Below are 24,306 nucleotides of genomic sequence, written 5' to 3' on the forward strand. Positions count from 1 at the left end.
CTGCCTATCGGTACGGGACCGGCGGGCTCGGGTGGGCCGTCACCCGGGAGCGCCGCCAGTGCCGCCCGCTCCCATGAGACCAGCTGCGCCGAGAGCTCCGCCTACCCCGGCTGAGCCGAGTAGGGCGCCGCCGGTCCCGGCACCGCCGCCGGCCCCACCGCTGCCTGCGGTACCACCGGCGCCGGCGTCACCGCCCTCGCCGCCGATGCCCGGGGCGCCGTCGTCGGCGTGTTGGTCTGCGTTGCCCCCTTTGCCGCCGGCGCCGCCGTGGCCGCCATTCCCGCCCAGACCGCCGTCGCCGCCGCTTCCGCCCGATCCGCCGTCACCGCCCGTGCCCGTCAGCAGTCCGCCGTTGCCGCCTTTGCCGCCTACTCCGCCGACCCCACCGGCGCCGGCGCCGCCGCCGTCGCCGCCGTGGCTGGTGGAGATGCCGCTTGACGAGGCGACGCCGCCCGCTCCGCCGTTGCCGCCGGCCCCGCCGATGTCGCCAGCACCGCCGCTGCCACCAATGCCGCCGGCGCCCCCGTTGCCACCGTTGCCGATGAGCAGACCGCCGTGACCTCCATTCCCGCCGGCCCCGCCGGTTCCGCCGTCGAGGCCGACCGCACCCGAGGCGCCAGCGCCGCCCATACCGCCATGGCCGCCGGTGGCGGTAGCCGCGTAATTGTCACTGGTGGCCGAGGCGTATCCGCCTTCACCACCGTTACCGCCGGCCCCGCCGTGGGCGCCGCCGGATGCCCTGGTGCCACCAGCGCCGCCCAAGGCCGCACCGGAACTCCCCGAGTCGCCCAAGAGATCTTGGACACCTGGCCCGCCACCAGTGCCGCCATCCCCGCCCGCAGCACCGGCACCGGCCAAGCCACCGCCGCCGCCGTCGCCGCCGTTAGCCGCAAGCATGTTGGCGGAGGTGCCGTTGGAGTAGGCCACCGCAGCGCCGCCGTTTCCGCCGCTACCGCCACCCACTCCCGGGCCACCGGACTGGCCGTCGGCCCCAATCCCGCCGCTTACTGCAAGGATGTCGCCGACCGCGGCATTTGGGCCGGCAGAGCTTCCATCGCCCGCCTGGGTGCCGGTGGGGGTGGGGTTGCTTCCATCGGCCCCGACCAGCCCGGTGTCGCCCTGCCCACCGTCGCCGCCGCTGCCGAACAGCAAAGCGCTGCCGCCGTCGCCGCCGCTGCCCGGGCTGCCGCCGTTGATCCCGGCCAGTGCCATCCCGCCGGTTCCGCCGGCACCGCCGTTGCCGTACAGCAGCCCCCCGTTGCCGCCGGAGCCGCCGGCCGCGCCGGCACCGCCTGCGCCACCGGTTCCGCCGCTACCCCACAAGCCGGCCGCGCCTCCGGCCCCACCAGCTTGGCCGGCGGCGCCGGCTGGGCCGCTACCGCCGTTGCCGTACAACAACCCTCCGGCGCCCCGGCCTGGCCCGGCGCCGACCCATTGGCGCCGTCGCCGATGAGCGGGCGACGCAACAGCGCCTCGGTCGGCGCGTTGATCACGCTGAGTACCTGCTGCTCTAGCGTTTGCAACGGTGACGCGTTGACGGCCTCAGCACTGGCGTATGCCCGACTGGCGGTGGCGAGTGTGTGCACGAACTGTTCGTGAAACGTCGCCGCCTGGGCGCTGAGCTGTTGATAGTTGCGCGCGTGTGCGCCGAACAGTGCTGCGATCTGAATTGACACCTCGTCGACGGCCGCGGCAAGCACACCGGTTGTGGGAGTGGCCGCCGCGACGTTCGCGTCCGTGATTACCGACCCCAGCCTGACCAGATTCCGCGCTGAGCTTGCCAGGTGCTCTGGCGAAGCGATCAGATAAGACATCGGCAATCTCCCGCCCCTAGCCGGCGGCAGTGCACAGATCAGCCACTCGCCGCCTGTTTGGAATGGATTGGAGATTACGCGGTGGTACTCAAAATATCCGCGGTTTCCGCCGAAGCGTTTACGCGACAGCGGCTACACCCAGTAGGGCACCCGCGCGCGGTATTGCCGCATCGCGAACGCCGCCAGCACCCAGCCGCCGATCGTCAGTGCGATCACCACCAGCCAGTGCCTCAGCTCTTGATGGGCACCCAGCAATGGCGCGCGCACGATGTCGAGGTAGTGCAGCAGGGGATTGAGTTCGACGATGCGTGCCCACCGACCCGCGCCCTGGCGGTGCAGGGTCTCGTCGTTCCAGATGATCGGCGTCATGAAGAACAGCAGCTGCACCAGCGAATTGAGCAGCGGTGCGATGTCGCGATAGCGGGTCGCCAGGATGCCGAAACATATTGACACCCATACACAATTGAGAACGATCAAACCCAGCGCCGGCAGTACCGACAGGTCGGCCCAGGACCACGGCTTGGGAAAGATGATCGCGACGACGAAGTAGATCACGATGTTGTGGGCGAAAAAGATCATCTGCCGCCAAACCAGCCGGTAGACGTGCACGCTCAACGGTGCCGGCAGCTGTTTGATCAAGCCTTCGTTGGAGACGAAGACGTCGGCGCCGTCCAGGATGGCCGCGTTGATCAGGTTCCAGATGATCAGCCCCAGGGTGACGTAGGGCAGATGTGCGGACAGCTCGAGGTGGAAGAGCTTGGAGTACAGCCCGCCCATCGCCAGGGCGGTGGTGCCGGTCGCGATGGTGATCCAGAACGGTCCCAGCACCGATCTGCGGTAGCGCTGTTTGATGTCTTGCCAGCCCAGGTGCAGCCACAGTTCGTGGCGCCGAAAGCCCTCCAGCAGGTCACCCCGGGCGCGGGCGAACGTCCTGGACTGGGCCGCCGCGTCGATGAACGTCATGTGGATCCTCCAAGATCGGGCTTTCCGAACTTCTCGTGACGCCCCAAGCGGCGCAACCGAATCCACTCCTGCAGACCCTTGGGGTCGTGGCGGGTCACCAGGAAGAACCAGCCGAACCTCAGCCACTCCTGGGGCAGCAACTTACGCAGGCCGGGCTGAGACAGCACGTAGCCGCGGTTGCGGTAGGTGAAGAACCGTTTGCCGGGGTCGTCAGGGTATTGGGTGTGCATCCGGCCGCCGAGGATCGGTTTGAACTCGTCCGACCCGCACGGGTGCAGATAGGCTGTGTCCAGGCAGGTTCCGAAGGGTAGGCCGGACCGAACCAGCCGGCGGTGGATCTCCACCTCGTCACCCCGGATGAAAAGCCTCAGGTCCGGGACGCCGATCGCTTCCAGCGTCGACGCGCGGAACAGCGCTCCGTTGAACAGCGAGGCTATCCCCGCCAGCAACTCCTGGCCCGCCTCGGTGCGCAATTCGCTGGCGTGCCTGCGCCACACCAGGCCACGCCGCAACGGAAAGGCCAGGCGCTGCGGGTCGTCCGTGTTGCAGACGATCGGTGACACTTCGGCCAGTCCGTACTTTTCGGCGCATGCCAACAGGGTCGCCAATACGCCGGTGTCCCGGGGGCGTCCGTCGTCGTCGGCCAGCCACACCCAGTCGGCCCCCAGTGCCAGCGCGTGCAACATGCCGAGCGCGAAACCGCCCGCGCCGCCGAGGTTTCGACGTGACTTCAAGTAGGTAGTGGGGATCGGTTGTCCCGCAACAAGATCGCCAACCCGGTTGGCGCCGGAGCCCTCGGCAGCGTCGTTGTCGACCACGATCAGGTGATCGGGCAACCTGGTCTGAGTGCTCAGCACGTCCAGTGACTTGGCCAGCTCATCGGGGCGCCGGTGGGTGACCACGACGGCGATGACGGTGTCACTCATCCCCGGAAGCTTCGTGCGCCAGCGGCTGTTGAGCGATGTTGTCACGCTGCGTTTCGGCCAGCACGTCTCGGACATGCCGGGCCGCGTCTTCGCCCTCATAGGCCCGCACGACGTCCTCGATACCGCCGCTGAGCTTGATCTCGCCGTGGTCGATCCACATCGCCGTCTTGCACAGCCGCGCCAGGAACTCGTTGGAATGGCTTGCGAACACCAGGATTCCGGAACGCTCGACCAGGCCCTGCAGCCGGGATTGGGCCTTTTTGAGGAACTCGGCGTCCACCGCGCCAATGCCTTCGTCAAGCAGCAGGATTTCCGGGTCGATGCTGGTCACCACGCCCATGGCCAGCCGGACGCGCATGCCGGTGGAATAGGTGCGCAATGGCATGGACAGGTAGTCGCCCAGTTCGGTGAATTCGGCGATTTCGTCGACCTTGGCCAGCATCTGCTTGCGGGTCTGTCCCAGGAACAAGCCGCGGATGATGATGTTCTCGTAGCCGGAGATCTCGGGGTCCATGCCGATCCCCAGGTCGAAGACCGGCGCCACCCGGCCGGTGACTTTGGCCAGACCGCGGGTCGGCTCGTAGATGCCGGACAACAAGCGCAGCAGCGTGGATTTCCCGGCCCCGTTGTGGCCGACCAAGCCGACCCGGTCGCCGTGTTCGAGGGACATGGTGATGTCGCGCAACGCCTCGATGACGACGACATTGGAGCTGTTGCGGCCGATGGAACCGCCGGCCTTGCCCAGAAAGGCTTTCTTCAGCGATCGCGACTTGGCATCGAAGATGGGGAATTCGACCCACGCGTCGCGGGTTTCGATCCGTGGCGCCTCAGACACGGTCTAGAGGTACTGTCCGGTGCCGTGACCGTGAGGTCCCGGTTTGCCGATGCCTGGGGGCAGCGCGCCCTGGCGCATCTGTTCCAGCTGCGCACGGGCGGCCATCTGTTGGGCGAACAGGGCGGTCTGGATGCCATGGAACAGCCCTTCCAGCCATCCGACCAGTTGCGCCTGTGCGATGCGCAACTCCGCGTCCGACGGCGCGGCGTCCTCGTTGAACGGCAGGGTCAGCCGGTCGAGTTCTTCGCGCAGCTCCGGTGCCAGGCCTTCTTCAAGCTCTTGGATGCTGGTGGCGTGGATGTCGCGTAACCGGTTGCGGCTGGCTTCGTCTAGCGGTGCGGCCCGGACCTCTTCGAGCAGTTGCTTGATCATGGTGCCGATGCGCATCACCTTGGCAGGCTGTTCAACCAGGTCGGTCAATAAGCGCTCGTCGGAGTCTTCGTCGGTTACCGCCATGAGCCTCGGGTCGATGCCACCGATGACCTCGACGTCCTCGGCCTCCGGGTCATCGTTGCCGGTACTCAATCCAGTCACCATCCTCTTACCTACCTACTTGGAGTGCGTCTGTGCGGTCTTGCCGCGCCACTCGTAAATTCGGGCTCCACCGTTGTCGTAAATCTTCTTCCACGACGGCGAATTCTCCAGAGAGACTATCCCGTCGGGAACGGCGAACCCTCTGACCGTCGGGCTGCTGGTCAGGATGTAGCGAATATCGAGTGCCTTGATCGACTCGACTACCCGGGGATCGGAATCGCCTCTACCTGCGTAGGCCCAGAAAATGAACCGGTGATATCCCGGCCCCTGCTGCACGGGATAGTCGTAGTGGGTCCACAACGGATGCAGATCCGCCACGGCATACATCCAGGCGGTGCCGTCGGTGTTGGCATTGCCGATCATGGTGTCGCGCGCGCCGGGAAGGGTGGCCAGGTACGCCATGGCGTCGAGGTCCTTCTGGTCGATCATCACCGAGTCGTACTTGTCGCCGAACAGGAACCGATGGCGCGGAAAGTAGTGCCAGGTGCTGACTAGGCAGACCCCCAGCAGTAGTGCCACGGTGACCGAGACCCAGAACGGTTGGGGCAGTGGCCGGAATCGATTCGTGAGGCCCCGCGCCGCCGTCACCACCAGCGTGACGATCCAGAACAAAGCCACGCCGGCCATCAGCATCAGCTGCAGCGTGGTGGCGGCGGCGATGCGGCGTGGATCGTTGTAGAAGAACTCGCCGAGCGACCCGGCCACCGTGTCGATCGGACCGCCCAAGGGGGTTCCCGCGTTGACGTTCATGACGACCAGCAGCAGCCACACCGCCAGTGGCCACCAAATCTTTTTGATCAGCAGAATGAACCCGCCGATCGCGGCCAGTGCAATCAGCGCGTATTGCACCGGGAAGTCGTTGAGATGGCGCGAATGCTGGAACACCGCATCGAACACGCCCCGCTTCTTGCTCAGGTAGGTGAGAAACGAGTGCCCGGCGATGATGTCTTCCTGCTGTTCCACGCTGATGAACTGCGGCAACATGATCAACCCGGAGATTGCGGCCACCCCCGCCAGCGTCGCCAGATCGGCCAGCCGGCCCCGCGCCGGATGCCACAGCGCCTCGAACAACCACCAGGCTGCGACCAAGAGCACCACCACCATGCCGCCCGCGATGTGCACCGACAGCACCCCCACCAGTGCCAGCACCGCTATCGGAATGCGGTCGCGGTGCCGCGGCGTCGAGGTGATCAACACCATGGCGGGTACCGCGACTCCGTAGGAGGCCAGATTGGGCATGGCCGCGGTGTCGAACTCCACGTAGGGCAGCGCGGTGAACGATGCGGACAGTGCCGCTGCGGTCGCCGCGGAGCCCGCGGTGCGCCATTCCGTCAGGTGGCTGCGCATCGCGCGCCAGGTCAGCGTTGCCGCGCTGACCGGAAACAGCCAGATCGCGGCGGCCAGCGAGTTCAGTGTGTAGCCGGTGGTGGGCGCCGCGCCGGTGAGTTGGCAGAACACCGTGGTCAGGCCATGAAACACCGAGGGGTAGTACAACAGCGCATGGGTTTCGACGTTGCGCAGCTCGCCCATGTGGGTAGGGGAGGCTTGGCCGGTGTCGAGAATGAAGCGCACGGTGTTGGCGTGCCAGACCGCGTCCCAGGTGCTGGGGATGGACTGCCAGTGCGGGATGCCTCGGTAGGCCGCCCAGGCAATGAACAGCGTCCCCAGCGCCACGCCCGCCGCGACGGTGAGCGCCGGGCCACGGCTGACACCGCGGGCCTCTGCCTCCTTGTCGCGGCAGCGGCCGAGTAGCAGCTGGAAACCAGTTACCGCCGCGGCCACGCCGGCCAGCGCCAGCAGTGCTGTCCAGCCGTTCCACGGGATCCCGAGCGCGCCGTAGGGGACGATCGCCAGTGCGATCACGCCGTAGGTCAGCGGCGGGCCCACCGCGATAGCGATCGGCCAACTGAGCTGCGCGATACGTGCGATGAGGGTCCCCGGTGCGATCAGCAGGATCAATGCGATCAGCGTTCCGAACCACAAGGTCACTCGACTAGTATGGCGGGGCCGGGTGACCTGGCTCCGGAAGCCGGAACGGTTGGAATGTCTGGAACGATCCGGGCCACCCGCTACACGTCACCAATCCGCGTGAGTGGCTAGATTCTCTAAAGTGGCAGGCATGGCATATGACGTCGCCCGGGTGCGCGGACTGCACCCGTCCTTGGGCGACGGGTGGGTGTATTTCGATGCACCCACCGGCATGCTCATTCCCGATTCCGTCGCGACCACTGTGTCCACGGCCTTCCGGCGTTCGGCCGCCAGCACCGCGGGCGCGCATCCGTCCGCCCGGCGCAGCGCCGCCGTGCTGCAAACGGCGCGGGAGGCGGTGGCCGATCTGGTCAACGCCGACCCGGCCGGTGTGGTGCTGGGCGCCGACCGTGCCGTGCTGTTGTCGGCGCTGGCCGAGGCGCCGTCGTCACGCGCGGGGCTGGGGTACGAGGTGATCGTCAGCCGCCTCGACGACGAAGCCAACATCGCCCCCTGGCTGCGCGCCGCCCACCGCTACGGGGCCAAGGTGAAGTGGGCCGAGGTCGACATCGAGACCGGTGAGCTACCGACCTGGCAATGGGAGAGCCTGATCAGCAAGTCGACCCGGCTGGTCGCCGTCACCTCGGCTTCGGGAACCCTGGGCGCGGTCACTGATCTGCGGGCGATGACCAAGCTGGTTCACGACATCGGCGGCCTGGTCGTGGTTGACCATTCCGCTGCGGCGCCCTACCGGCTTTTCGACATCAAGGAGACCGAGGCCGACGTGGTCGCGATGAACGCGGTCGGCTGGGGCGGTCCGCCCATCGGGGCGATGGTCTTTCGGGAACCGGCTCTCATGCACAGCTTCAGCTCGGTGTCGACCGATCCGCACGCGACCGGACCGGAACGGCTGGAGACCGGTTTACACCAATTCGGATTCCTGGCCGGTGTGGTCGCCAGCATCGAATACCTCGCCTCGCTCGACGAGTCGGCGCGCGGAACCCGGCGCGAGCGCCTGTCGGTATCGATGCAGTCCGCGTCGGCCTACTTGAACCGGATCTTCGACTACCTGATGGTCTCGCTGCGGTCGCTGCCGCTGGTGATGCTGATCGGCCGACCGGAGGCGCGGATACCGGTGGTCAGCTTCGCGCTGCAGGACGTGCCGGCCGACCGGGTGGTGCAGCGCTTGGCCGACAACGGCATCCTGGCGGTTTCCAACTCCAGTTCGCGGGTTTTCGATGTGTTGGGCGTCAACGATGTCGGCGGCGCGGTGACCGTCGGGCTGGCCCACTATTCGACGATGGCCGAAGTGGACCAGCTGGTGCGTGCGCTGGCCTCGTTGGGCTGAGCCCGGGGGTTGGGGGTTTCCCGACGGCCTACGTCCCGGCTAGCCGTCGACGGTGAGCAGGATCTTTCCGTAGCTCTGACCTGACAGCAGCAGTTGATGCGCCTGTGTCGCCTGCTGAATGGGCAGTCGGGAGCCGATGATAGGCCGCACCCGGTTGCTGGCGATCATCGGCCACACCGAGGCTGTCACGTCCTGGGCGATCACGGCCTTGCCGTTCGGACCCTGCAGCGGCCGGGCCCGCAGCGTGGTGCCGATGACGCGAGCACGTTTGGTCAGCAGTTTGCCCAGGTTGAGTTCCGCTTTGATCCCGCCCTGCATGCCGATGATCACCAGCTGTCCGTCCACGGCCAGCGCGTCGACGTTGCGGTCCAGGTAGGCCGCGCCCATGATGTCGAGGATCACGTCGGCACCCGAACCGTCGGTCTCTTGCTTCAGGCGCGCCACGAAGTCCTCGTCGCGGTAATTGATGGTGATCTGGGCTCCCAGATCGCGACACAGCTGCAGCTTCTCGGACGACCCCGCGGTGACCGCCACGCGGGCGCCCAACGCGGTGCAGACCTGGATCGCGTGGCTGCCGATGCCGCTAGCGCCACCGTGAATCAGCACCAGCTGACCCGGCCCCAGGTGCGCGGTCATCACCAGGTTCGACCACACCGTGCAGGCGACCTCGGGCAGCGCCCCGGAGTCGATCAGGCTGACCCCGGGCGGCATCGGTAGCACCTGGCCGGCCGGAACGGCCACGTACTCGGCGTAGCCACCACCGGCCAGCAGTGCGCAAACCTCTTGCCCGGCAGACCATTCCGTGACACCGTCGCCGATATCGGTGATGGTGCCGCTGACTTCCATGCCGATGATCTCGCTGGCTCCCGGCGGCGGGGGATACTTGCCGGCGGCCTGCAAGACGTCCGCGCGGTTGACGCCGGCGGCGGCGACCTTGATGACTACCTCGCCGGCCCCGGCCGTGACATCGGGTACTTGCTGCCAAACCAGATGATCCGCGGATTCGGCGACGATGGCGTGCACGAACGCCACGCTACTACCTCCGAATCGGGCCCAGTTACCCTTAGCAGCGGTGGCGTGGCAGAGCGGCCTAATGCACTCGCCTTGAAAGCGAGAGACGGCTAAAACCGTCCGGGGGTTCAAATCCCTCCGCCACCGCCATGTGATCAATCGAGCAGCAGCCCGGTAGCAGCTCAGTAGCAAGGCGCCCGGACCGCACGTCCGCGCGGTGAGCGGCCGGCTGGCACAGCCCGCACGTGCCGTGTCGACTTTGCCAGCCGAGGATTTTCGTGAGCAAGATCGACCCCCGGCAAGTTTTCGGCAGTGCCTTTGAGTATTCGCATCTACGCATTCTTGTTTGAGCATTCGCGGCTGGGTATTCGCAACCGAGTATTCGCATTTTGGCATCTTCCGGAGCCCCGTAACTTCCGGATCAAAGCCCCGACTATGAGGTCAGTTGCTGTCACGAAAGACTGGAAAATGGAGGGTATTTCGTATAGAAAGTGGTGGCAGAAGTCGGCCGCTGCACTGCCACGCATTTGGCTACTAATGAGACCCCTCCGGGAAAGAGAGAGCATTAGTGAATTTCTTGGTCGATCCGCCGGAATTAACGCCGGCGCGAATTTATTTCGGTCCGGGTTCGGGGCAGATGTTCTCGGCCGCGCAGGTCTGGGATGGGTTAGCTGAGGAGTTACGCCTGGCGGCGTCCTCGTTCGAGTCGGTGAACGCAAACCTGGTGGCTGGGGCCTGGCAGGGCGCGTCGGCGACGGCGATGGCGGCGGTAGCTACCCCCCATGCGCGACTGTTGCAGGGCCTGGCGGGCCAGGCCGAACAGGCCGCCGCCCAGGCCCGGGTAGTGGCAAGCGCCTTTGAGGCGGTGCGCGCTGCCACGGTGCATCCGGCCTTGGTCGCGGCCAACCGCGCTCAGTTTGTGTCGCTGGCGCTCTCGAACATCTTCGGGCAGAACGCGCCCGCGATCGCGGCGGTTGAGACGGACTACGAGGACATGTGGGCGCAGGACGTGACCGCGATGGTCGGTTATCACTCGACCAGCTCGGCGGCCGCCGAACAGTTGACCCCGTTTCATCGGATGTTGGCGGGCCTGTCTGGCCGGTCGGTCAGCTCGGCGGTGGCTGGCGGTCGCCTCGGCGGCTTTGTCATCCCGGGCCTGTCCATCGGCAACCGTGGCCTGCTGAACCTCGGTCTCGGTAACACCGGGAACCTGAACCTGGGCTGGGGTAACGCCGGCAACCTGAACCTCGGCAGCGGAAAAACCGGTGGAATCAACCTGGGCAGCGGCAACACCGGTAGTTTCAACCCGGGTTGGGGAAACGCGGGCAAGCTCAACCTGGGCAGCGGCAATATCGGCAACCTCAACCTGGGTAGCGGCAATATCGGCAAGGGCAACTTTGGGATTGGGAATACCGGCAACTTCAATCTCGGTGGCGGTAACACCGGCGGTCACAATTTCGGTAGCGGCAACACTGGCGGTCACAATTTCGGTAACGGCAACAGCGGCAACCACAACGTAGGCGGCGGAAACTACGGAAATTCGAATTTTGGCAGCGGGAATATCGGTTCCGGAAACTTCGGCTTCGGGAACTCCGGCAACAACAATATTGGCTTTGGCAACAGCGGCAACAACAATATCGGGTTCGGTCTGACCGGAGATGGTCAGATAGGCATCGGCGGCCTGAACTCGGGCTCCGGAAATATTGGTTTCGGGAACGCGGGCAACAACAATATCGGCTTCTTCAACTCGGGTGACAATAATGTCGGCTTCCTGAATTCGGGCAGTGAGAACAAGGGCTTCATCAACTCGGGCCTTGGCACGGGTCGAGGTCCGAACTTGAGTGCGGGCATCGGAAATTCCGGCGACCTCAACACGGGCCTGTTCAACTCGGGTGGGTCGAGCGCGACTACCAACACCGGTTGGTTCAACTCGGGCTCCCACAACACGGGCATCGGAAACTCCGGCGACACCAATACGGGTTTCTTCAACTCCGGGAACCTCAATACGGGCTTGTTCAACTCGGGTGACGTCAACACGGGGCTCTTCAATTCGGGCAACAACAACTTCGCCGCCTTCAATGCCGGCAGCACGAACACCGGCAGCTTCAATGCAGGAAGCTCGAACACACTGGCCTTTAACTCGGGCGACTCGAACACCGGTTACGCAGGGTCGGGTAACTACAATACGGGGGGTTTCAACTCGGGGGCCAGTAACACGGGATTTTTCGACTCCGGGGATCTCAATACTGGCATCGGCAGTCCAGTTGATCAGAACGTCGCGAATTCGGGATTCATGAATACGGGTACCGGAAACTCGGGAATCAGGGGAACCGGTGACTATAACTCCGGATTCGCTAATAGGGGAACCTATAACTCGGGTGCTGACAGTGCCGGGCACGAGGCCGGGATGACCAGCAATTCGGGCGTTCTGAACATTGGAAGCAACAATGCGGGATTCCTGAACTATGGCAACTATAATTCCGGATTCAGAAACACCGTCTACCCATCGGGAACGCCCGTTGGTAATACCTCTGGATTTGTCAACGTGGGAGCGGTCAATTCGGGATTCTTCAGTACCGGTACCGGCGATTCCGGTTTCGGACAATTAGCTGATTATTCCTCGGGCGTGCTCAACGCCAAGGACTACATATCAGGTTACTTCCACTAAAATTCGCGGGCCCCGATCGGCGACATTACTCGACAGTTTTCGGGGGAATCTCAGCGGTGATGGCATTCTTGAGGGCGACGTAGCGTTTGGCGTCGGGATCCCTGCCGGGCTTTCCGCTGTTGATGAGGCCGACCGATAGTCCGCGGTCAGGGTCGGCCCAGGTGGCGATATTGACCAGCCCGAGATGTCCGAAGGCCGCCGGTGCATTTCGGCCGAACGGTCCGAATCTGTTTGAACCCAACATGAATCCGGTTCCCCAGCGCAGGGGAGCGAGTCCCGTCGCGAAATCGGGCCGCAGACGCCGGCATTCTGTGGCCGCGCTGCGCACCGTTTCGGGCGCCATGATCCGAACCCCGTCGAGTTCGCCACCGCGGCGCAGGATCTCCATGAAACGGGACAGCTCGTTGGCGGTCGACACCGTGTTGGACGACGGGATGATGGTGCGCAGGAACAGCGGCTTGTTGGTGTAGGGGATGACCTCGTGCACGGTGCCGCCGATCGCCTTGCGGAACGCCGCGGCGATCACCGGGGGCAACGGTCGCCCGGTGGCGTGGCTGGGCGCCACCAGCGGGAGGTCCTCCTCGGCGACGCCGAAGTTGGTCCAGCGAAAGCCCAGCGGGTCGAGGATCTCGGTGGCAAGGATGTCGCGAATCTCCTTGCCGGTGGTGGCCCAGATGATCTCGCGCATTAACGGTCCCCAGGTCAGCGCGTGGTAGATGTGCACCAGCCCCGGCGGGTAGAGCGGCCGCAGCTCGCCCAGCTTGCGTGCGGCGTACTCGTGGTCGTCGGCCCGGGTGACGTCGGGGCGGGGCCCGGTGGGGAAGGGGACACCGGCGCTGTGGGTCAGCACGTGCCGGATGGTGGTGCGGTCTTTGCCGTGGCTGGTGTAGCTGGGTATGTACTCGCAGACGCGGTCATCGAGCGAGAAGTGCCCGCGCTCGGCCAGCATGTGCGCGACCGTGGCGGTGATGGCCTTGGCCGAGGAATACGTACAGAACGGTGTATCGGTGCTGACCGGGATTTTCGCGGCGTCGGGCGCATCGCTGGGTGCGTTACCCCAGCCGTGGCCAATCGCCCGGTTGAGCACCACCCGGCCGTTGTGCCTGATGCACAACTGGATCGCCGGATGCATCCCGGCTTGGTACCAGTACCGAGCGGCCTGCCAGATCCGCTCGATAGCCGCACTGTCGATTTCGGAGTGATCTTCCGCACCGAGCGCCGTGACGGCGTCAAGGTCGGCCGGGACTCGAATCCTGCCGTCTTCGGTCATACTCGCCACACCGCGAGGGTACGTGGAGGCCGCCGGCTACTCCCCGGTGAACTGGGGCGGCCGCTTGGCGAAGGTCGCCGATATCCCCTCGGTGAGGTCCTTGGACGGCAGAAACGCCGCATTCCAGGCCGCGACGTAGCGCAGGTTTTCCGCGACGGCCGACGCGCGCTGCTGGTCGAGGACGTCTTTGACGCCGTACACCGCCAGCGGGGGATTGGCGGCAATCTCGGTGGCGGTGGCGTGGGCGGCGGCCAAGGTTGCGTCGGCGTCTTCGAACACCTGGTTGACCAGGCCGATCTTCTCGGCCCGAGCGGCGTCGATATCCCGACCGGTCAGCGCCAGCTCCCGCAGATGACCGTCGTTGAGGATCATCGGAAGGCGGGCCAGGCTGCCCATGTCGGCGACGATGGCGAGCTTGACCTCGCGTATCGAGAACTTCGCATCCGCACTCGCGTAGCGCATGTCCACCGCCGAGATCAGGTCGACGCCGCCGCCAATGCACCAGCCGTGCACCGACGCGATGGTCGGGGTCCGGCAATCGGCGACCGCATTGGTCGCCTTCTGCATCCGCAGCACCTCGGCATGAAAGTCGGTGCGGGGACGCGCCAGCGCCCCTTCGGCCATCAGCGGGGCGAAAGTTCCACCCATCGCCGGCACGTCCAGTCCGTAACTGAAGTTCTTGCCCGACCCGGTGATGACGATCGCCCGCACATCACGGTCGGCGTCCAGCGCCGCGAAGACTTCCGGCAGCTCCGACCAGAAAGCGGGTCCCATTGCATTACCCTTGCCCGGCCCGATCAACGTCACCTGTGCGACCTGGTCTTTGATCTCGACGGTGACAGATTCGTATGTTTCGCCCATGTCCAGACCGTAGCGTGGCGGATATGGCCTCTGATTTGCGACCCGGACCAGATTCTCCGCCGACCGACGAGCTGGCCAGCGCCGAACGCGCCCTGGCGGTCTTGCAGCAGCTGCTGCACCCGATCGGAGATGGTGACCTGTTCCGGCCAACGCCGTGCCCCGAGTACGACGTGTCCGGGCTGACTGGGCACTTGCTGAACTCCATCGTGGTGCTCGGCGGTATGGCCGGCGCCGAATTCACGATGCGCGACCACACCTCCTCGGCGGAAGGTCAGGTGGTCAGCGCCGCGCGTCCGGCACTGGATGCCTGGCATCGCCGCGGCATGGAGGGCGACGTGCCGCTGGGCCCCGCCTCGATGCCCGCCAGGGTGGCCGTCTCGGTGTTCTCGATTGAATTCCTGGTGCACGCGTGGGACTACGCGACGGCGGTGGGGCATGACATTCACGTCCCGGACTCGCTGGCCGACTATGTCCTGGGTCTAGCGCAGAATCTGATCCAGCCGCACGAACGCGGTGCCGCCGGGTTCGATGATCCGGTCCAGGTTGGCGACGATGTCAGCGGGCTGCACCGGCTGGTCGCCTTCACCGGCCGCAACCCGATCAGGTAGGCACCCTCCACGCCTCGGCGCGGCCCTACACCCGTTCCAGATAGAAGTAGTAATAGCGGCCGCTATCGAGAACGCCTTTGCCGTTCATGATGCCCATCACCGCGTCGTCGTCGATCCGCTTGAAGTGGTCGTGCACCGGCTGGCCGTCGTAGACCATCGTGGCGGTGGTTTCTCCCCGGAAGTCCTCGAGCCACAGGCTGGCCTCGCCCTTGCCCATTGCCACGCTGGAGAACTTGTTTCCATCGGCGTCCAGGCACACCAGTGGCTGCACATCGGTGGGCGAGGCGAAGGTCTTGCCGAACCAGCGGGCCTTTTCCAACTGTCCGTTCATCTTGTGACCGGTGTCGAACTCACCGCCCTTCCACTCGCCGATCATGCCGTCGATGGTTGCCGGTTCCAGGGTCGCCCAGAAGTCGTCGAGCTCCGCATCCGGAATCGCACCCATACGGTTCTTCAGCTCGGTGAACGTGTCACGGGCGCTCATCGCGCACCGTCGCGGTGGGTGATCCAGCAGCGGGCGAACCGCAGCAGGGCGTCGTTTTCTTCGGGAGCGGCAATGGTGACTCGCACCCCGTCGACCCCGTAAGGGCGGACCACGATGTGCGCCTTGGCGGCCTGTGTGACGAAGTCGGTGGTCCGGTCTTCCAGCGGCAGCCACAGAAAGTTGGCCTGTGACGGCGGCACGGTGAAGCCGGCGGCACGCAGTTCGGCGCTGACCCTGCCGCGTTCGGCCACCACCGCGTCGGTGCGGGCCAACAGCTCATCGGCGGCCTGCACCGAGGCGATGGCCGCGGCCTGGGCGAGGCTGGACACGGTGAACGGCACGTAGACCTTGTCCAGCGCGGCGATCACGTCGGGCTGCCCCACCGCGTAGCCGACGCGCAGGCCCGCCAGGCCGTACGCCTTGGAGAAGGTTCGCAAGACCACGACGTTGCTGTGAGTGCGGACCAGGTGCGGGCTGTCGGGAACCGTGCCGTCGCGCAGGTACTCGACGTAGGCCTCGTCGATGGCGACCAGGATGTGCGGCGGAACCGAGCGAACGAACTCGGCGAGAGCCTCCGGCTGCACCACCGTCGACGTCGGGTTGTTCGGGTTGCAGACGATGATCAGCCGGGTGCGCTCGGTCACCGCGGCCAGCATCGCCTCGAGGTCGAAGGTGTGGTTGGTCAGCGGCACCTGGATGGCGGTGGCGCCGGCCACCTGCACCTGGGGTGGGTAGAGCTCGAAGCTGCGCCACCCGAAAATCACCTCGTCTCCCACCGAGGCGGTGATCTGCACCAGCTGCTGGCACAGACTCACCGAACCGCACCCGACGGCGATGTGCTCGGGGCCGAAGTCCGCCGCGCTCAGCGAGCTGACGTGGCGGGCCAACGCCGCCTTGACCGCAAGACAGCCGTTGTCGGGGTAGCGGTTGATCGACTGGGTGGCGTGTTCTATGGCCGCGCGCACGCTGGGCAGGGGGCCGAACACCGTCTCATTGCTGGCCAGTTTGATGGCTCCCGGCACTGTTTTGCCGGGAACGTAGACTGGCAACCCGCCCAATACGGGGCGTAGGCGGGCGGTCACTTCGACAGCATATGTTGCGGCTGTGTACGCTAAGCCTCCGGCGGCTCGGGGGGTTCCCAGCGTCGGGTACCCTCAGGAAGTCCAAAGGAGGCGTGCCAGAGCGGCCGAATGGGGCTCACTGCTAATGAGTTGTCCCCCTTCAAGGGGACCGGAGGTTCAAATCCTCTCGCCTCCGCGCGGTTCCTTCGGGGACACAACTGAACATCGGCGCCCGTAGCTCAACGGATAGAGCATCTGACTACGGATCAGAAGGTTAGGGGTTCGAATCCCTTCGGGCGCGCTCTGTGATGTCTAAGGACATCTGAGTTGGCGGGAATCGGCCCGAACCCTCGATGGGGGTTCGGGCTTTTCTGCGTCGGCGCCGCGCCGCTACCCGGGCTGCGGGCTAGGGCGTGTCTGCTTAATGTGAATGGTGTTTTGGCTGATGCTGTTTGGGTGATGCGGACGCATGCGATTTCTGATGATTTGTGGTCGCTGATCGTGGCGGTGTTGCCTGCGGGGCGGCGGCGTGGCCGGCCGTGGAACGATCATCGACGTACTCTGGAGGGCATTATCTGGCGTTACCGTACGGGATCTCCGTGGTGTGACCTGCCCGAGCACTTCGGTCCCTGGCAATCGGTGGCCGAGAGGCATCTACGCTGGTCGGTCGATGGCATCTACGCGCGGATCTTCGCGGCGATCGCCTCTGACCTCGACGCCGAGGACGCCGACCTGGGCGCACTGTTGTCGGTCGATTCGACCAGTGTGCGCGCCCACCGACACGCAGCCGGAGCGCGCTCCGGGCGCCGCACAGGGGGATCTGTCGAATTACAAGAAATATCTCGATGAGCCCGATGACCACGCCATTGGGCGTTCCCGCGGCGGGCTGACTACCAAGATCCACGCCTTGACCGACCAGCTGTGCAGTCCGGTCACCCTGGCACTGTCGGCCGGTCAAGCCGGTGATAATCCGATGCTTTGGCCACTGCTGGCCGCCCGGTGCAGCAACTCATACGCCCCGTTTCGCCTGCTGGCGGACAAGGCGTACTCCTATGACTCGACGCGGGCACAGCTGCGCCGGCTCAAGATCGCCCATACCATCCCCGAGCGCAGCGACCAGATCACCCGCCGCAAAGCCAAAGGCCGCAACAGAGGACGGCCTCCGGGGTTCTCAGGCCGAATCTACAAGCACCGTAACACCGTCGAGCGAAGCTTCAACCGGCTCAAACACTGGCGCGCGGTCGCCACCTGCTACGACAAATACGCCCTGACCTACCTCGGCGGTGTCACCCTGGCCGCCATCATCACCTACCACCGCGTCCGCAATTAGCAGACAGGACCTAGGCGCCGATCAGCCCCAGTGCCCGTTCGAACAGGTGCACCGTGGCGGCATGGAGCTGATCGCCCACTTCTTTCTCGGCCTGGCCCGCGCAGGAGCGTGCCAGCGTGCCCTCGATGACGATGCCGAGCTTGAAGCAGGCCAGCACGGTGTACCAGGTGATGTGAGATAGATCTCGCGTGGTGTTGGCCGCATATCGCTGCAGCAGATCGTCGGTGCTGGCCAACCCGTCTTGGGCGCCCAGGGCGTGGCCGAACACGCTGGCCCCGTCGGACTGCCGCCACGTGGCCAGCAGCCAGCCCAGATCCAGCAGCGGGTCACCGATCGTGCACATCTCCCAATCGCAGATGGCCACCACCTCCGGTCCGGTGCGGGAGAACATGACATTGGCCATGTGGTAATCGCCATGCAGGATGCCGGGCGTCCACGCCGTCGGGCGATGGCTGTCCAGCCAGGCGGACACTTCCCCGATGCCGGGGATGTCGGGTCCCGGGTAGCCGTCGTACTGCCGATAGGACTCCAGTTCGGCAAGCCAGCGCGGCACCTGGCGTTCCAGAAATCCCGCCGGCTTGCCGAAGTCGGCGAGACCCACGGCGGCATGGTCGACCGCGCCGAGCTTGGCCAGCGCGTCGGCCATCGACAGGCCCATCTGAAACCGGATGCTCGCGTCCCCGGCGTGCAGCGGCGGCAGCCCCTCACCGGCATTGAAGCCTTCGACGGGTTCCATCAGATAGAAGACCGCATCACCGAGCACGGTGGGGTCCGGGCAGGCAGCGATCAAACGTGGGTGTGGAACGTCGGTGCCGGCCAGCGCCGCAAGCACCTTGGTCTCGCGCAGGATCACGCTGTTGCTGCGCGGACGCAGGTGGCGGGGGCCGCGGCGCAGCACGTAGGCGCGTCCGGAGCGGGTGAACCGCAGCATCACGTTCTGTGTTCCACCGGTGACCGCGCAGACGTCGTACAAGGGACCTTCACCCAGTCCCTGCCCGGACATCCATTCCGCGACCGCGTCGGGATCCACCGGGTGCATCGGCGTCAGCCCTTGGCTTGTGGCGTGTATCGAACCGTTTGGGCCCGGATCATGCCGCCGTCGAAGATGAAGGTGTCCACGCCGTCGTCAACCCGGTGGTGCGCGGAATCGGCGGCCCATTCCAGGAACAACAGGTCGCCGTCGAAGACCTGGGATTTCAGGTCCCAGGTGGCCCCGGGTAGGTCGTCGAGCAACTTGACGAACACCTGGCGGATGGCATCCTTGCCGCGCGCGACACTCGCAGCGGTCAGTAGCACGGAGTCGTCGTCGTAGTCGGCGATGATCTCGTCGAGGTCACCGGCGGCGAGCGCACGGCCGTGGTGGGCGAATACTTCCTGCGGCGTCCGTGTCATGGTGCTCCCTTGCAACCTGTAGACCCTCTGGGAAAAAGCGTAGGACACTCCCGGCGAGCGGCCACGGCCCGCGGCGGCTGCAAGACTGGATGGCAGGAACCCATTTCTGCCTGGGAGGCTGGCAATGCCACGAACCGACAATGATTCCTGGACCATCACCGAGAGCGTGGGAGCCACCGCCTTGGGTGTGGCAGCCTCCCGGGCCGCGGAGACCGAGAGCGAGAACCCCCTCATCGAGGACCCGTTCGCGCGAGTCTTTGTCGACGCCGCCGGCGATGGCATGTGGAGCATATTCGCCAACCCCTCTTTGCTGGCCGGCGCACCAGAAATCGAGTCACAGGTGGGGGCTCGGGTCCGCCAGATGATCGACTTCATGGCGACGCGGACGGCATTCTTCGATGAGTTCTTTCTGGGTGTGGCCGACGCCGGTGTGCGGCAAGTGGTGATCCTGGCGTCCGGTCTGGATTCGCGCGCCTGGCGGTTGCCGTGGCCGGACGGCACCGTCGTATACGAGCTTGATCAGCCCAGGGTGCTCGAATTCAAGTCCGCCACCTTGCGCCAGCACGGTGCCCGGCCGACGGCGCAACTGGTGAACATCCCGATAGATCTGCTGCCAGGACTGGCCAGCGGCCTTGTTGGACAGCGGTTTTGACGCCTCGAAGCCGACTGCCTGGTCAGCCGAAGGGCTGGTGCGCTACCTTCCGGCGCGGGCTCAGGATCTGCTGTTCGAGCGCATCGATGCACTCAGCCCCGCCGGAAGCTGGCTGGCAACGAACGTGACCCAGGAAGGCTTCTTAGATCCCGATCTTGTGCGCCGCCAACACGAGGAAATGCAGCGGATGCGAGCGGCGGCCGGCCGACTGGTGGAGATCCAGATGCCGGCCGTCGAAGACCTTTGGTACGCCGAAGAGCGCACCCCGGTCGCGGATTGGCTGGGTGAGCACGGCTGGCGCGCGTCGGCCACGACCTCGGCCGAATTGCTGACCCGCTACGGGCGTCCGGTGCCCAACGATGCCGAAGGACCGGTCCCGCCCACCCTTTTCGTGTCCGCACATCGGCCCGTGGCCTGATTAGCGCACGCCCGAACGCATTTAATGCGCAATTTATCCAAGAGATGAACGACGCTCACGGGTCCGGCTTAGGTTGGGATGGAAATGTAGTCGGTCTAGGGATCTCAACGTAATCGGCTGCGCTTCCGGAATGCCCACGATTGCCGACCACGGATGGAGGCAGCGTTGTCTCAGATGCCGCACATCGCGGTGGCCCCAGATCTTGTCGCTTCGGCCGCGAACCAGCTGGAGCGCATCGGCTCGGCGCTCAGCGCAGCAAATCTGACCACCGCGGCGCCGACAACGACGGTGATGGCCGCCGGCGCTGACGAAGCGTCCACGGCCGTGGCCGCACTCTTCGGCGGGCACGCCCAGGAGTATCAGGCGTTGGTTGCCCGGGCGGAAGCCTTCCATCAGCAGTTTGTCCAGTTGATGACAACGGGTGCCGGGTCGTACGCGGCGGCCGAGGCGGCGAACACCACCTCCCTGCAGGCCGTCGGCCAGGAATTGCTCGCTGCGATCAATGGCCCCACCCAGGCCATCTTCGGGCGTCCGCTGATCGGCGACGGTGCCGCCGGGTCGGTGACCGACCCCAACGGTGGCGCTGGAGGGCTATTGTACGGCAACGGCGGCAATGGTTACTCCGAAACGACGGCCGGGGTAGCGGGGGCGCCGGTGGCGCTGCCGGGTTGATCGGCAACGGCGGAAGTGGCGGGAACGGTGGAATCGGCGCCGCGGACGGCGCCGGCGGCAGCGGTGGGTGGTTGTGCGGCAACGGCGGTGCTGGCGTGCAAGGCGGTGCTGGCGCGGCCGCGGTGGACGGTCTTGGCGTTGGCAATGGCGGGAGCGGGGGAGTCGGTGGTGGCGCCGGGCTCTTCGGTTCGGGTGGCGCGGGTGGCTCCGGCGGGTTCGGTGGGCTGAACGCCGGTGCCCAAGGCGTCGTCGATATCAGCGCCGGTGACGGTGGCGCCGGTGGCCATGGCGGCCATGGCGGTCTGCTGTATGGCTCGGGAGGTACCGGTGGACAGGGCGGTGGTGGCGGCGACGGGTTCCTCGCCACAAATGCCGACCGCGCCACTGGTGTGGTCGAGTTCATGGGCGGGAGCGCAGCGGCCGGTTCCGCCGGCAACGGCGGGGCGGGCGGTGCCGCTGGACTGTTCGGTGCCGGCGGGGCGGGTGGTGCCGGTGGCATCGGCGGGCTCGCCGGGCCTACCGACAACGGTGATTTCATCATCGCGAGTTCTAGTTCAACAATCACGATCGGTTCCCTATTCGGCACTGGGGGAACCGGTGGTGATGGGGGAATCGGTGGCCACGGCGGGTGGCTATTCGGCAACGCCGGCGCCGGTGGGCCAGGGGGATCCGGCGGTGTTGGAACCTACATCAGCCCAAGCGGCCGCCTCACCGTGGTGGAGTTTGCCGGCGGTGTGGGTGGTGGCGGTGGAGCCGGTGGAGGCGCGGGTGTCTTCGGCAATGGCGGGGCCGGCGGCCTCGGCGGGGCCGGCGGGGTAAGCGGCGACCACTCCGGTGGGAATGGTGGTGACGGCGGCAACGGCGGTGATGCTCAGTTCGCCGGCCACGGCGGAGCCGGGGGCCCAGGGGGTACCGGCGGCGGGGGAACCGCCGATGACGGCGTTGCCGGTTCGAATGGTTCGCCAGGACTGTTTTTCGGCTGAGCTGACCGACAGCGATCCAGGTCTGGGTCGGACCAAATGCCGGCCGGCGCAGACCTTTGGTGAGCCGATAGTGCGCTCCTATCGCTTTCCGGTGGGGCAGCGTATTTGCCAAACTCCAGAATTAGTTCCTATCGCATGTTTTAGTCTGAGTTAATTACTCAACGAAGAGTGGCGGAGGCCTGCAATGTCATACCTTTTGGTGGCGCCAGAATTGCTGACGTCGGCGGCGACCGATCTGGAAGGAATCGCCTCGGCGCTGAGCACGGCCAACCTGGCCGCGGCGGTCCCGACCACCGGGATGCTGGCCGCTGGAGCCGATGAGGTCTCGGCGGCTGTGGCGTCGCTGTTCGCCGGCTATGGACAGGCCTACCAATCGATTAGCTTGCAGGCGAATGCATTTCAGGCGCAGTTCATCCAGGCGATCAATGGTGCGGGCGGCGCCCACGCGGCCGCGGAGGCGGCCAGCACCTAGCCGTTGCAGGCCTTCGAAGACACGGTGCTGGGTGTGATCAATGCACCGACCCAGACGTTGTTGGGGCGTCCACTGATTGGCGATGGCGCCGCCGGGACCGCGGCGAATCCAAACGGCGGGGCCGGCGGGTTCTTGTACGGCAATGGCGGCAACGGCTTTTCTCAAACCACAGCCGGGGTTGCCGGCGGGGCCGGCGGCGCTGCGGGCCTGATCGGCAACGGTGGGATGGGCGGGGCCGGCGGGGCCGGCGCGGCAGGTGGTGCCGGCTGGACGGGCGGATGGTTGTACGGCTCCGGCGGCTCCGGCGGGAGCGGGGGCATTGGCACGAGCGCGGTGGGCTTCAACGGTGGGGCCGGTGGTGCCGGCGGGCCGGGCGGAGCTGCCGGCTTGTTTGGTGTGGGTGGAGCGGGTGGGGCCGGTGGTACCGGGGGAGCCGCCGGCGGTTATGACAACGGTTCCGGTCTCACCGGTCTGAGCGCCGGAAGCGGTGGGGCCGGCGGTAGTGGCGGCGCCGGCGGCTGGATGAACGGCAACGCCGGGGCTGGCGGGCACGGCGGGGACGGCGGCGACGGCAACGCCGCGAACAACGGTGGGGTGGGCGGCAACGGAGGCGCCGGCGGCGCAGGGGGCGCTTCTCGGCTGTTCGGCGACGGTGGCGCCGGTGGTGCCGGCGGGGCCGGCGGGCTGAACGGTAATTACAACGGTGGTGGCGGCAACGGAGGCGCTGGCGGCAACGGTGGTCACAGCGGATGGATTCTCGGTAACGCCGGAGCCGGCGGGCAGGGTGGTGCCGGCGGGGCCGGGGCCTATGAGGATGAGTCCAACAGCGTGTTAGACGGCTATTTCGGTGGCAACGGCGGAGCCGGTGGCAGCGGTGGTGCTGCCGGGTTGATCGGTACCGGCGGGGCCGGCGCAGCAGGTGGGGCCGGTGGGCTCAGTGTTTACGAAGGTGCCGGCGACGGCGGTGCCGGGGGCAATGGCGGAGCTGGCGGATGGATCTTCGGCGATGCCGGGGCCGGCGGGCAAGGTGGAGTCGGTGGTAACGGGTTCCTGCTGCGGCAAGCCGGCAGCCCGTATACCGGTTACTGGAGTGGCAACGGTGGCGCCGGGGGCAGTGGCGGTGCTGCCGGGTTGTTTGGCGCCGGCGGGGCCGGCGGGGCGGGTGGTGCCGGCGGCCTCTACGGCGACGATTATTCGGGCAACGGGGGTAACGGGGGCAATGGTGGGGCCGGCGGGATGCTGTTCGGTGATGCCGGGGCCGGTGGCCAAGGTGGAGGAGGCGGTGACGATTTCGCCGTTTTCGATTCTTCCGGCAACACGTACGGGTACTACGGCGATAGCGGCGGAACCGGCGGTATGGGCGGCAGCGGTGGCGCGGCCGGGATGTTCGGTGCCGGTGGGGCCGGCGGATCGGGTGGCGCGGGAGGCGCCCTTGGCTACGGTCCCGGTGTCGGCGGCGCTGGCGGTAATGGTGGCCGTGGTGGCTGGCTGTTCGGCGCCGCGGGTGCCGGCGGCGACGGGGGTGCCGGCGGGGATGGCTACGTCACGTATGACGGCACCTTCTCGCAATACGCCGGGGCGGACTTTGGGGCCGGCGGTGGTGCCGGCGGCGCCGGCGGTGCCGGCGGGACGTTGATCGGGACCGGCGGGACCGGCGGGCAAGGTGGTGCCGGCGGAGACGGCGTCAATGACACGGTCACCGGCTTTGTCAACGGTTTCGGCGGTTCTGGTGGTGCGGGCGGTGCCGGTGGTGTCGGCGGCGGATGGTTCGGCGACGGCGGCGCGGGCGGCGCCGGAGGCGCCGGCGGGGACAGCTTCCAAGGCTATTACTCAGGCGGAAACGGCGGCAGCGCCGGCAGCGGCGGGGCCGCCCAATTCATCGGCAACGGCGGTGCCGGTGGGTCCGGGGCCATCGGCGGAGCGGGCTCCCCCACTGGTCCAGGCAACGATGGTGAACAGAGGCTCGAGGGCGCCGCTGGTACCGGCGGGCTGCTCTTCGGAAGCGTGGGCTAGCGCGCAGCGGCGAGCCGACCGGC

The 24,306-nt window shown here is 66.5% G+C and carries 15 protein-coding genes, 3 tRNA genes and 5 pseudogenes; 10 read left to right on the forward strand and 13 right to left on the reverse strand.

From position 1 onward, the window contains the following. Positions 1–39: 39 nt before the first annotated feature. From G6N41_RS29430 to G6N41_RS03985, 6 genes and pseudogenes are all read right to left on the reverse strand, one after another. Positions 40–1,814: pseudogene (locus tag G6N41_RS29430) on the reverse strand (PE family protein). 132 nt (positions 1,815–1,946) lie between these two features. Next, entirely contained in the window at positions 1,947–2,777 is an 831-nt protein-coding gene (gene wzm, locus G6N41_RS03965) for a galactan export ABC transporter permease subunit Wzm/RfbD (RefSeq protein ID WP_198966661.1), read from the reverse strand. Further along, positions 2,774–3,703, reverse strand: coding sequence for a galactofuranosyltransferase GlfT1 (gene glfT1 / locus G6N41_RS03970; protein ID WP_198966662.1), 930 nt, complete (start codon positions 3,701–3,703; stop codon positions 2,774–2,776). Before glfT1 ends, wzm begins: the two co-directional genes overlap by 4 nt. Then, on the reverse strand, positions 3,696–4,538 hold the full coding sequence (gene wzt, locus G6N41_RS03975) for a galactan export ABC transporter ATP-binding subunit Wzt/RfbE (protein WP_198966663.1): 843 nt from the start codon (positions 4,536–4,538) through the stop codon (positions 3,696–3,698). The genes glfT1 and wzt overlap by 8 nt, the downstream gene beginning before the upstream one ends. A 3-nt stretch (positions 4,539–4,541) precedes the next feature. Then, positions 4,542–5,075, reverse strand: coding sequence for a bacterial proteasome activator family protein (locus G6N41_RS03980; protein WP_020731044.1), 534 nt, complete (start codon positions 5,073–5,075; stop codon positions 4,542–4,544). Between the two features lie 12 nt (positions 5,076–5,087). Further along, a complete protein-coding gene (locus G6N41_RS03985) occupies positions 5,088–7,061 on the reverse strand; it encodes a DUF6541 family protein (RefSeq protein ID WP_198966664.1) in 1,974 nt (657 codons plus the stop codon). 130 nt (positions 7,062–7,191) lie between these two features. Here G6N41_RS03985 and G6N41_RS03990 point away from each other — a divergent pair, with 130 nt between their 5' ends. Further along, positions 7,192–8,388, forward strand: coding sequence for a cysteine desulfurase-like protein (locus tag G6N41_RS03990; RefSeq protein ID WP_198966665.1), 1,197 nt, complete (start codon positions 7,192–7,194; stop codon positions 8,386–8,388). A gap of 39 nt (positions 8,389–8,427) precedes the next feature. Here the strand turns inward: G6N41_RS03990 and G6N41_RS03995 are convergent, their stop codons facing one another. Beyond that, positions 8,428–9,420, reverse strand: a complete 993-nt coding sequence (locus G6N41_RS03995) for an NAD(P)H-quinone oxidoreductase (protein WP_198966666.1) — start codon at positions 9,418–9,420, stop codon at positions 8,428–8,430. 39 nt (positions 9,421–9,459) lie between these two features. Here G6N41_RS03995 and G6N41_RS04000 point away from each other — a divergent pair. After that, positions 9,460–9,549, forward strand: a tRNA-Ser gene (locus G6N41_RS04000). Positions 9,550–9,967: 418 nt separating this feature from the next. Next, the gene (locus G6N41_RS04005; RefSeq protein ID WP_198966667.1) at positions 9,968–12,067 is read left to right on the forward strand and encodes a PPE family protein; all 2,100 of its coding nucleotides are present in this window, start codon (positions 9,968–9,970) and stop codon (positions 12,065–12,067) included. Between the two features lie 25 nt (positions 12,068–12,092). Here the strand turns inward: G6N41_RS04005 and lipE are convergent, their stop codons facing one another. After that, positions 12,093–13,337 carry a lipase LipE gene (lipE, locus tag G6N41_RS04010; protein WP_020731039.1) on the reverse strand — a complete coding sequence of 415 codons (1,245 nt, stop codon included), beginning with the start codon at positions 13,335–13,337 and terminating at the stop codon, positions 12,093–12,095. Positions 13,338–13,373: 36 nt separating this feature from the next. Continuing rightward, positions 13,374–14,198 (reverse strand): crotonase/enoyl-CoA hydratase family protein, encoded by an 825-nt coding sequence (locus G6N41_RS04015; RefSeq protein WP_012396834.1) that lies wholly within the window; start codon positions 14,196–14,198, stop codon positions 13,374–13,376. A 23-nt stretch (positions 14,199–14,221) separates the two neighbouring features. On the opposite strand from G6N41_RS04015, the gene G6N41_RS04020 reads away from it, so the two are divergent. After that, positions 14,222–14,806, forward strand: coding sequence for a TIGR03086 family metal-binding protein (locus tag G6N41_RS04020; protein ID WP_198966668.1), 585 nt, complete (start codon positions 14,222–14,224; stop codon positions 14,804–14,806). A 25-nt stretch (positions 14,807–14,831) separates the two neighbouring features. Here G6N41_RS04020 and G6N41_RS04025 read toward each other — a convergent pair whose 3' ends face one another. Both G6N41_RS04025 and G6N41_RS04030 read right to left on the reverse strand, forming a co-directional pair. After that, the gene (locus tag G6N41_RS04025) at positions 14,832–15,290 is read right to left on the reverse strand and encodes a DUF4334 domain-containing protein (protein ID WP_198966669.1); all 459 of its coding nucleotides are present in this window, start codon (positions 15,288–15,290) and stop codon (positions 14,832–14,834) included. Then, complete coding sequence (locus G6N41_RS04030; RefSeq protein ID WP_198966670.1) at positions 15,287–16,372, reverse strand: pyridoxal phosphate-dependent aminotransferase; 1,086 nt, start codon at positions 16,370–16,372, stop codon at positions 15,287–15,289. The genes G6N41_RS04025 and G6N41_RS04030 overlap by 4 nt, the downstream gene beginning before the upstream one ends. Before the next feature lie 86 nt (positions 16,373–16,458). Between G6N41_RS04030 and G6N41_RS04035 the strand changes: the two genes are divergently transcribed. The 3 genes and pseudogenes from G6N41_RS04035 (at position 16,459) to G6N41_RS04045 (ending at position 17,681) form a co-directional block, all read left to right on the forward strand. Then, positions 16,459–16,547 (forward strand) — tRNA-Ser (locus G6N41_RS04035). Between the two features lie 32 nt (positions 16,548–16,579). Next, positions 16,580–16,652: transfer RNA gene (locus G6N41_RS04040), tRNA-Arg, on the forward strand. Positions 16,653–16,807: 155 nt separating this feature from the next. Next, a pseudogene (locus G6N41_RS04045) lies at positions 16,808–17,681 on the forward strand (IS5 family transposase). A 10-nt stretch (positions 17,682–17,691) separates the two neighbouring features. On the opposite strand, the gene G6N41_RS04050 reads toward G6N41_RS04045, so the two are convergent. After that, positions 17,692–18,720 (reverse strand): phosphotransferase family protein, encoded by a 1,029-nt coding sequence (locus G6N41_RS04050; RefSeq protein WP_198966671.1) that lies wholly within the window; start codon positions 18,718–18,720, stop codon positions 17,692–17,694. Positions 18,721–18,725: 5 nt separating this feature from the next. Next, the gene (locus tag G6N41_RS04055; protein ID WP_020731034.1) at positions 18,726–19,073 is read right to left on the reverse strand and encodes a nuclear transport factor 2 family protein; all 348 of its coding nucleotides are present in this window, start codon (positions 19,071–19,073) and stop codon (positions 18,726–18,728) included. Between the two features lie 124 nt (positions 19,074–19,197). Here G6N41_RS04055 and G6N41_RS04060 point away from each other — a divergent pair. The 3 pseudogenes from G6N41_RS04060 to G6N41_RS29440 all read left to right on the forward strand — a co-directional run bounded on the left by G6N41_RS04060 (position 19,198) and on the right by G6N41_RS29440 (position 24,283). Then, positions 19,198–20,143: pseudogene (locus G6N41_RS04060) on the forward strand (class I SAM-dependent methyltransferase). A gap of 174 nt (positions 20,144–20,317) precedes the next feature. After that, a pseudogene (locus G6N41_RS30245) lies at positions 20,318–21,249 on the forward strand (PE family protein); the annotation flags it as partial. Between the two features lie 733 nt (positions 21,250–21,982). Next, positions 21,983–24,283, forward strand: a pseudogene (locus G6N41_RS29440) (PE family protein). Positions 24,284–24,306: the final 23 nt, after the last annotated feature.

Source organism: Mycobacterium shottsii (assembly GCF_010728525.1).
GTDB classification, from domain to species: Bacteria; Actinomycetota; Actinomycetes; order Mycobacteriales; family Mycobacteriaceae; genus Mycobacterium; species Mycobacterium marinum.